This window comes from Acidithiobacillus ferriphilus, assembly GCF_018854775.1.
GTDB classification, from domain to species: domain Bacteria; phylum Pseudomonadota; class Gammaproteobacteria; order Acidithiobacillales; family Acidithiobacillaceae; genus Acidithiobacillus; species Acidithiobacillus ferriphilus.
This window is the reverse complement of sequence record NZ_JAAZTY010000139.1, coordinates 1-7252: the sequence shown is the minus strand read 5'-3', so window position 1 is coordinate 7252 and position 7252 is coordinate 1. Positions and strand designations below refer to the sequence as shown.

9 protein-coding genes are annotated in these 7252 nt (G+C 57.1%); 8 read left to right on the top strand and 1 reads right to left on the bottom strand.

Annotation, left to right across the window (positions count from 1 at the left end):
- Positions 1–137: 137 nt before the first annotated feature.
- Positions 138–1067 carry a LysR family transcriptional regulator gene (locus tag HF921_RS10150; protein WP_215862214.1) on the top strand — a complete coding sequence of 310 codons (930 nt, stop codon included), beginning with the start codon at positions 138–140 and terminating at the stop codon, positions 1065–1067.
- 6 nt (positions 1068–1073) lie between these two features.
- Here the strand turns inward: HF921_RS10150 and dinB are convergent, their stop codons facing one another.
- Positions 1074–2213, bottom strand: coding sequence for a DNA polymerase IV (gene dinB / locus HF921_RS10145; RefSeq protein WP_215893760.1), 1140 nt, complete (start codon positions 2211–2213; stop codon positions 1074–1076).
- Positions 2214–2598: 385 nt separating this feature from the next.
- Between dinB and HF921_RS10140 the strand changes: the two genes are divergently transcribed.
- The 7 genes from HF921_RS10140 to HF921_RS10110 all read left to right on the top strand — a co-directional run bounded on the left by HF921_RS10140 (position 2599) and on the right by HF921_RS10110 (position 7215).
- The gene (locus HF921_RS10140) at positions 2599–3342 is read left to right on the top strand and encodes an SDR family NAD(P)-dependent oxidoreductase (protein WP_215893759.1); all 744 of its coding nucleotides are present in this window, start codon (positions 2599–2601) and stop codon (positions 3340–3342) included.
- Between the two features lie 40 nt (positions 3343–3382).
- Positions 3383–3913: a hypothetical protein gene (locus HF921_RS10135; protein WP_215893758.1), complete on the top strand. Its 531-nt coding sequence runs from the start codon at positions 3383–3385 to the stop codon at positions 3911–3913.
- A gap of 93 nt (positions 3914–4006) precedes the next feature.
- A complete protein-coding gene (locus HF921_RS10130) occupies positions 4007–4486 on the top strand; it encodes an SRPBCC domain-containing protein (protein ID WP_215893757.1) in 480 nt (159 codons plus the stop codon).
- Position 4487: 1 nt separating this feature from the next.
- A complete protein-coding gene (locus tag HF921_RS10125) occupies positions 4488–4973 on the top strand; it encodes a cupin domain-containing protein (RefSeq protein ID WP_215893756.1) in 486 nt (161 codons plus the stop codon).
- Positions 4974–4983: 10 nt separating this feature from the next.
- Positions 4984–5631, top strand: a complete 648-nt coding sequence (locus HF921_RS10120) for a transglutaminase-like domain-containing protein (protein ID WP_215893755.1) — start codon at positions 4984–4986, stop codon at positions 5629–5631.
- A gap of 14 nt (positions 5632–5645) precedes the next feature.
- Positions 5646–6305 carry an FMN-binding negative transcriptional regulator gene (locus HF921_RS10115; protein WP_215893754.1) on the top strand — a complete coding sequence of 220 codons (660 nt, stop codon included), beginning with the start codon at positions 5646–5648 and terminating at the stop codon, positions 6303–6305.
- 43 nt (positions 6306–6348) lie between these two features.
- Entirely contained in the window at positions 6349–7215 is an 867-nt protein-coding gene (locus HF921_RS10110; RefSeq protein ID WP_215893753.1) for an alpha/beta fold hydrolase, read from the top strand.
- The last annotated feature ends 37 nt before the right edge of the window (positions 7216–7252 follow it).

Sequence of the window (7252 nt, the reverse complement as noted above, 5' to 3'; positions counted from 1 at the left end):
CTCCTTGTGTCATGGTAGACAACGACGATTGAAGCCACTGATTGGGTTCCAATGCTTGATTGGCATTGTGGATGATCTTCTAATTTATAAAAGTAAAATATATTTACTATTATGATTTACCATGATTTACTATTGACATGTCTATCCGCCACGCTACATTGCACCAACTCAAAATCTTCGCTGCCGTAGCTCGACACATGAGCTTTGCCCGCGCCGCTGAAGAACTGCATTTGACACCTCCCGCCCTGTCCATCCAGGTCCGACAACTTGCCGAGGCCGTTGGCCAGCCGCTTTTTGATCAAATAGGTAAAAAAATCTATCTGACAGCGGCGGGGGAAGCGCTGACGTCGGCTTGCCACGATATCCTGGATCGACTGGAATATTTCACTCAAGAGATAGCCGCCCTCCAGGGACTGGAGAAGGGCAGCTTGAAGGTCGCCACACTCTCTACCACCAAATACTTTATCCCACGTATGTTGGGAGGATTCTGTACAGAGCATCCTGGTGTCGCTACCGTTTTGTTTATTGGTAATCGGGAGGTCCTGCTGGAGCGGCTCGCGCGTAACCAGGACGATCTTTACATCCTGGGTCAGCCGCCGGAACACATGAATGTTGTCGCGGAAGCTTTCGCTGACAATCCCTTGGTGGTGGTGGCCCGGTTGGACCATCCCCTGACGCAGGAAAAGGATATCGAGCCATCCCGTCTGCGGGACGTGCCATTTATTTTGCGCGAGCCCGGTTCGGGAACGCGCCTGGCCGCAGAAAAGTTTTTCGAGCAACACGGCGTTATTCTCAAAACGCGTATGGAGTTTGGTAGTAATGAGGCTGTAAAGCAGTCTGTGGCTGGCGGTTTGGGCATTACTGTGCTGTCCGCCAGTACGATACGCGCGGAACTCGCCAGCGGAAAACTGGCGATACTTGACGTGCGTGGTTTTCCGCTGGAGCGCAAGTGGTATGCGGTTTATCCGGCGGGAAAGCGGATTTCCCCAATCGTCAAGGCCTTTATGGAGTACCTGTTTGCGGCATCGGCAGATGGTGAAAATGGACCAAGCCTTCCAAAACCGTAGGGTGATTTATCTCAGAAAATCGACGACCTCCTCCAGCAGGTTCATCTGGCCAGCTTCCGGCGGAACCGCCTCGACATTGACCAGGCCGCTCACGGTCACTCCCAGCAACCGGACGGATGCGTGCACAGGCAATCCGGCAGGGATGGCCTTGGCCAATAGGCCGGGTAAGCAGGCAGAGATGGCTTCTGTGCGCCAGATCGCCTGCGCGTCGGTATGCGCCCGGGTGACCGTCGCGAAATCCGGGAAGCGGGCCTTGATGCTTACGGTGCGCCCCGCCAGCCCCAGGGTATGGAGGTGGTCGGACACCTGCCCCGCCATCTGCTGCAGGGTGGCCAGCATGACCTTCGGGTCTGCCAGATTCTCCGGGAAGGTGCGCTCGGTGCCCACGGATTTCCGCTGGCGGCTTGGTTGAACGGGCCGTCTGTCGATGCCTCTGGCGACCTCATAAAACCAGAGGCCGACCTTGCCGAACTGCGCGATCAAGATCTCTCGTGACGCATTCCGGAGATCCAGGACCGTATGGACACCCATTGCGGACAGCTTTTTCACGGTGGCCGGACCCACGCCATGGAGCTTGCCGACGGGGAGGGGCGCCAGGAAGGCCAACCCGCGTTCCGGTGGAACCACAAAGAGCCCGTTGGGCTTGCGCCAGTCGGAGGCGAGCTTGGCAAGCAACTTGTTGTAGGACACCCCCGCCGAAGCGGTCAACCCCGTTTCCCGCTCGATGCGCGCCCGGATCTCCCGGGCGATCCGGACGGCCAGGACCCCATCGGTGGTGGCCGCGGTCACGTCCAGAAACGCCTCGTCCAGCGACAGGGGTTCCACGAGGGGCGTATAGCACCGCAGGATTCCCATGACCCGACGGGAGGTCTCCCGGTACGCGTCCATGCGCGGGCGGAGGAAAATGGCCCGGGGGCAGAGCGACCGGGCACGGGCTGCCGTCATGGCGGAGTGAATGCCAAAGCGGCGGGCCTCATAGCTGCAGGTCGCCACGACGCCCCGGCCGGCAGGATCGCCGCCGACGATGACGGGCTGACCTCGCAGTTCGGGATGGTCCCGTTGTTCCACAGCCGCGAAAAAGGCATCCATGTCCACATGGATGACCTTGCGGAGTTCGGCACAGTGCTTTGAATGTGGATCCGGCAATGGACAGTCTCCTCGGCTACTCAGATTCTATCAGGAACCGGCCCGGGGAGGGGACGATGCCTTGGGTATGTAACTGGGCAAGTGGCGGAGAAGTGGTGGGTGGTAACAGGAAGCGGTCGTTGAGTCGCTCATCGGTGCGACTTATAGTTTATCCAAGCCAAACCCGCCTTGCGGGCCAGCATAATTCTGAGATCACGCCATGCGCATAGACCACCTGGATCATATCGTCCTGACCGTAGTGGATATAGCAGACCTGCGGAGTCGCCCTGGAAGCCGGTCCGGTACCACGCACTGGAGCCACTGGGCCGATCACCTCTGTCTACTTCCGGGATCCCGATGGCAATTTGCTGGAGGTGGCCACATATGATCAGCCGATACAACTGTCATGACCGATAATTCGCGCATCGCGCTGGTCACCGGCGCCAGCTCCGGCATTGGTCTGGCTATCGCGCAGCGTTTGACGCAGGCGGGATATTGGGTGGCCCTGCATTCCCGCGCTTCCTCCGCTGCGGGTCTGCAAGCGGCGGCAACGCTGACGGGTGCCTGCTATTTTCAGGCAGATCTGCTCGATGAAGATGCGCGTAGGGATCTGATCGATCGGGTGTATGCGCACTATGGTCGACTCGACGTGTTGGTCAATAACGCGGGTGAGTCCAGCGTGATTCCGCATGATGATCTACTGGCCGCGACACCGGACATCTGGCACCGCCTCTACGAACTCCATGTGGTGGCGCCCTGGCAACTCGTCGCGCTGAGCGAACCCTATCTGCGGGCGGCATCGACGCCCGAACACCCGGCATCGGTATTGAATATCAGCTCCCATGCCGGCGTGCGACCCAAGGGGGCTTCCATACCTTACGCCGCCAGCAAGGCCGCATTAATTCACGTCACTCGCCTGCTCGCCAAAACCCTGGGACCCGATATCCGGGTGAACGCTATCGCTCCGGGGCTGGTGGATACGCCGCTGACCGAAGACTGGGTGGCCATTCGCGAACAATGGATGCGCGATGCCCCCATGCGGCGAAGCGCGCGCCCCAACGATATCGCTGATGTGGCTATGATGCTGACCGAATCGACCTATCTGACGGGAGAGGTGATTCTTGTGGATGGCGGGATGAATCTTATTTAACCAGCCCCAATCGATGAAAAATCCGTCAAAAGAGGTGCATATGATTTACACAGTTGAATGCAGCTTTACCGACCCGCCTGCAGAGAATGAATGGAATGCCTTTTACAGCAATGAAAAGTTGCCCGCGTTAATTTCTGTTAGGGGGTTTCTCACATCCCAACGATTTAAATTGTCCGATGGAATACCTTCTGCGCCGACTTATCTCGCTATTCACACTATTGCCAATGAGGGGGTTCTTGAAAGCGCTGATTATCACCAAAATGGTGGCGGAAATTTTGCAAAGTGGCAACCCATGATTACAGATTGGCATAGGAATATTTATGGAGGGATCGATCTGTTCACAAATGTCACAAATGAACAGCGATTGTTAATTAGCAATGAAAGTGGTGACGCATTAAGAGCGCTCGGTTTTCAAGTGCTGCATCTATGGGCAACAGGACTTGATCGGACGCCAATGGAACGTTGGGTGGCGATTTCCGGCAATCTACCAGATCCTGCCCATCATCTGAAAGCAGATGGAGTATGTATATACGTCCCTATGGGAAGTCAATTACAGAGTGATTCCACATAATTATCATACGCAGAACAAATGAATTGTGATTTTGCACTCTATAGCGCATCGCGGTGAACATAATGGATTATTTCACAACGACGAAGGATGACCATGCATCAGATCGTGACACAGATTGATATTGCGGTATCACCAGAGCGTGTGTGGTCCATCCTCATGGATTTCCCCGCCTATCCGCAATGGAATCCCTTCATTCGCTCGCTTTCCGGAGTGGCGAAGCCGGGAGAGAAGCTGCGTGCGACCATTCAATCAGAGGAACGCAGGGCCATGACCTTCCGGCCGAGGGTGATGAAAGCAGCAAATCAACAAGAACTACGCTGGCTGGGTCACCTGGGATTCCCGGGTCTCTTTGACGGCGAGCACTACTTTCAACTCACCACGATCGGTAATGGGTATACGCGGTTCACCCAGGGAGAGCGATTCTCAGGCATTCTGGTGGGCATGTTCGTGTCTAGCATGGAAGCAGCGACAAAAGCGGGTTTTAATGCAATGAATCAGGCATTGAAGAATCGCGCAGAGGCGAATGACCATATTGGCCACGCACATGATGACATTTCCAAGGAGTGGTGCTGACATGGATACCAGAAAACTGCTGCTCACCGCGCAGGAAATCAGTCAGATGAAGGGCGAACATAAGGTCCATTTCCTCAATCCCGGCGCTGTTCGTATCAATAAGTCTTTAGGCGATGCGGTAGGCCTCCGGCACATGGGTATACATCTCATCCAGATAGAGCCGGGTAAAGAGAGTACCGAGTACCACCTGCATCATTATGAAGAAGAAGCCGTGTACGTGCTGTCTGGTAAGGGCACGCTCACCATGGAGAATGATCAGTATCCCATCGCCCCAGGTGACTTCGTCGGTTTTCCTTGCCATGCAGCCGCGCACAGCATCAGCAACGATGGAACGGAAACACTCGTGTGCCTGGTCATCGGTCAGCGACTGGATCAGGATGTCGCGGATTACCCGAATCAGCATAAACGCCTATACCGTAATAATGGGGAATGGAATCTGGTGGATATGGCAGATATCCGTGTGTTGCGCGAATCCACGCAGGAATAACAGGAAATCTATGAAACCCGCAAAATTAGATACCCAGCCGTCGCAGCACTTCCTGATGGAAAGCGCCACCGTAGATTATGCGCATGCCAATATCCGCAAGTTGGCAGCAACCTTATCCTCTGACGATCCAACGGCAACCGCCAGGCGTTGTTTCGAATGGGTACGCGATCACATTGAGCACAGCATGGATTTTCACCGGGAAGAAGTGACCTGCGCAGCGTCGGAAGTGTTGCAGCAAGGCACTGGTCTATGCACAGCGAAAAGTCATCTGCTTGTGGCCTTATGGCGCGCCAACCAAATCCCTGCGGGATTCTGTTATCAACGACTGACGCTGGATGGCCCCAGTCCGCCCTACTGCACACACGGCTTCACCGCGGTCTGGCTGGATGACCGGGGTTGGTATCGTTGTGATGCGCGCGGCAACAGCAAGCCCGGGATCCACTGTGCATTCACGCCCGGACAAGAAAACCTGGCCTATCCGGCTATTTATAACGGCGAGCAAACCTATTCGGATGTTTGGGCCGAGCCTTGGCCGGACTTGCTCGCCGCCATGGAGAAGCTGCAAAGCATATCGCAGTATCGGAGCCATCCCATTGACGCCTGCCCACCCGCTGCTGATTTGTGCGTAAGCGAGCCTGCGGCGCCGAACATTGAATAGCGCGGAGACCGGCCATGTACTGCCCTGAAGCCTTTGCAGAAAACCGCCCGGAGATTCTGCGGACACTGATTCAGCGTTATCCCCTCGCGACACTGGTCAGCATGGGCGGTAATGGTCTGGAGGCCAACCATATTCCCTTGTACCTCGCACCCGGCGAAGGACCGCAACCGGTGCTGCAGGGACATGTGGCGCGCGCCAATCCGCTGTGGCGGGAGGCGTCCCCGGACGGCGAGGTGCTGGTCATCTTTCAGGGGCCGCAGCACTATATCAGCCCCTCCTGGTATGCGACCAAGGCGGAAACCGGCCAGGTGGTGCCCACCTGGAACTATGCCGTCGTCCATGCCCACGGTCCGTTGCAGGTCAGGGACGATCCCGATTGGGTACGGCAACAGATGGTCGCCCTGACCGCGCAGCAGGAGAACGACTTTACCCTGCCCTGGCAGGTGGATGATGCGCCCCAGGATTTCACGGAGCGGCTCATCGGGCAGGTGGTGGGAATAGAAATCCCCATCTCCCGCTGGATGGGCAAGTGGAAGGTCAGCCAGAACCAGCCGCCTTGCAACCGTGACAGTGTCGTCGCGCACCTGGCGCGGCAAAAGCAGCCTGACTCCGGGGTCATGGCTGAATACGTTCTGACCAGCCTGAAAGACGACAAAAAGGACCATGCCGGATGACGATTACCGTGGGTTTTCGGTGTTCCGATGCCTTGACAGCGATATGAAGCATTCGCTCACCCTGGATTCCGGCCAGGTTGTATCCTATGAAGATGTTGGTGATCCGAACGGGAAGTCGCCGGTATTGTTTTTTCACGGTACCCCCGGTTCCCGCCTGCAACTGGAGTTGCTGCCTGCGGCCCTGCGTGAGGGCCTGCGCTGGATCGCCTTTGACCGACCGGGTTACGGAGAATCGGATCGGCAGTCAGAATCGACCCTGACCGAAGTGGCGACCATAGGCAGGGCCTTGGTAAATCGTCTGGGGCTTGACGCCTTTCATGTGCTGGGTTTCTCCGGCGGTGGCCCTTACGCGCTGGCCTGTGCCTACGCTATGCCGGGGCGGGTACGCAGTGTGCACCTGGCGAGCAGCGCGGGACCGACTGCGCTTCCCGAGATCTGGTCTGCTTTGCGCAGTCAAGACCATATCCTCTTTGTTCTGGTGCGCGGGGCGCCGTGGCTCTTCAGGGTTTTGTTGCGCCTCAGCATGGGTGGCGTGCGCCAGGAGCCGGAGCGTTTCGTGGCGCGGTGGGCGGCAAAGATGAGTGCGGGTGACCAGTCGCTGTTGGCAGCACCTGACGTCCTGGCGAAGCTGCGCGATGATTTGCGGGAGGCGTTGCGGCAAGGGACAAAAGGAATGGCCGATGATTTCGCGATACTCAATCGCCCTTGGCTTTTCCGGCTGGAGGATATTCGGGTGCCGGTGCATATCTGGCAGGGCGCCCAGGATCAGGTGGTCAGTCCACAGATCGGCGTGGCGCTGGCTACACACCTGCCTACGGCGCGGTATCATCTGCTGGAGTCGGGTACGCATATGATTTTACTGACCCACGCTGCGGAAATTAGGGCGGAGATCCAGGATGTATTGCCTTGACCCGTTTGCAGAAACCCGCCCCGAGATCCGGCGGGTG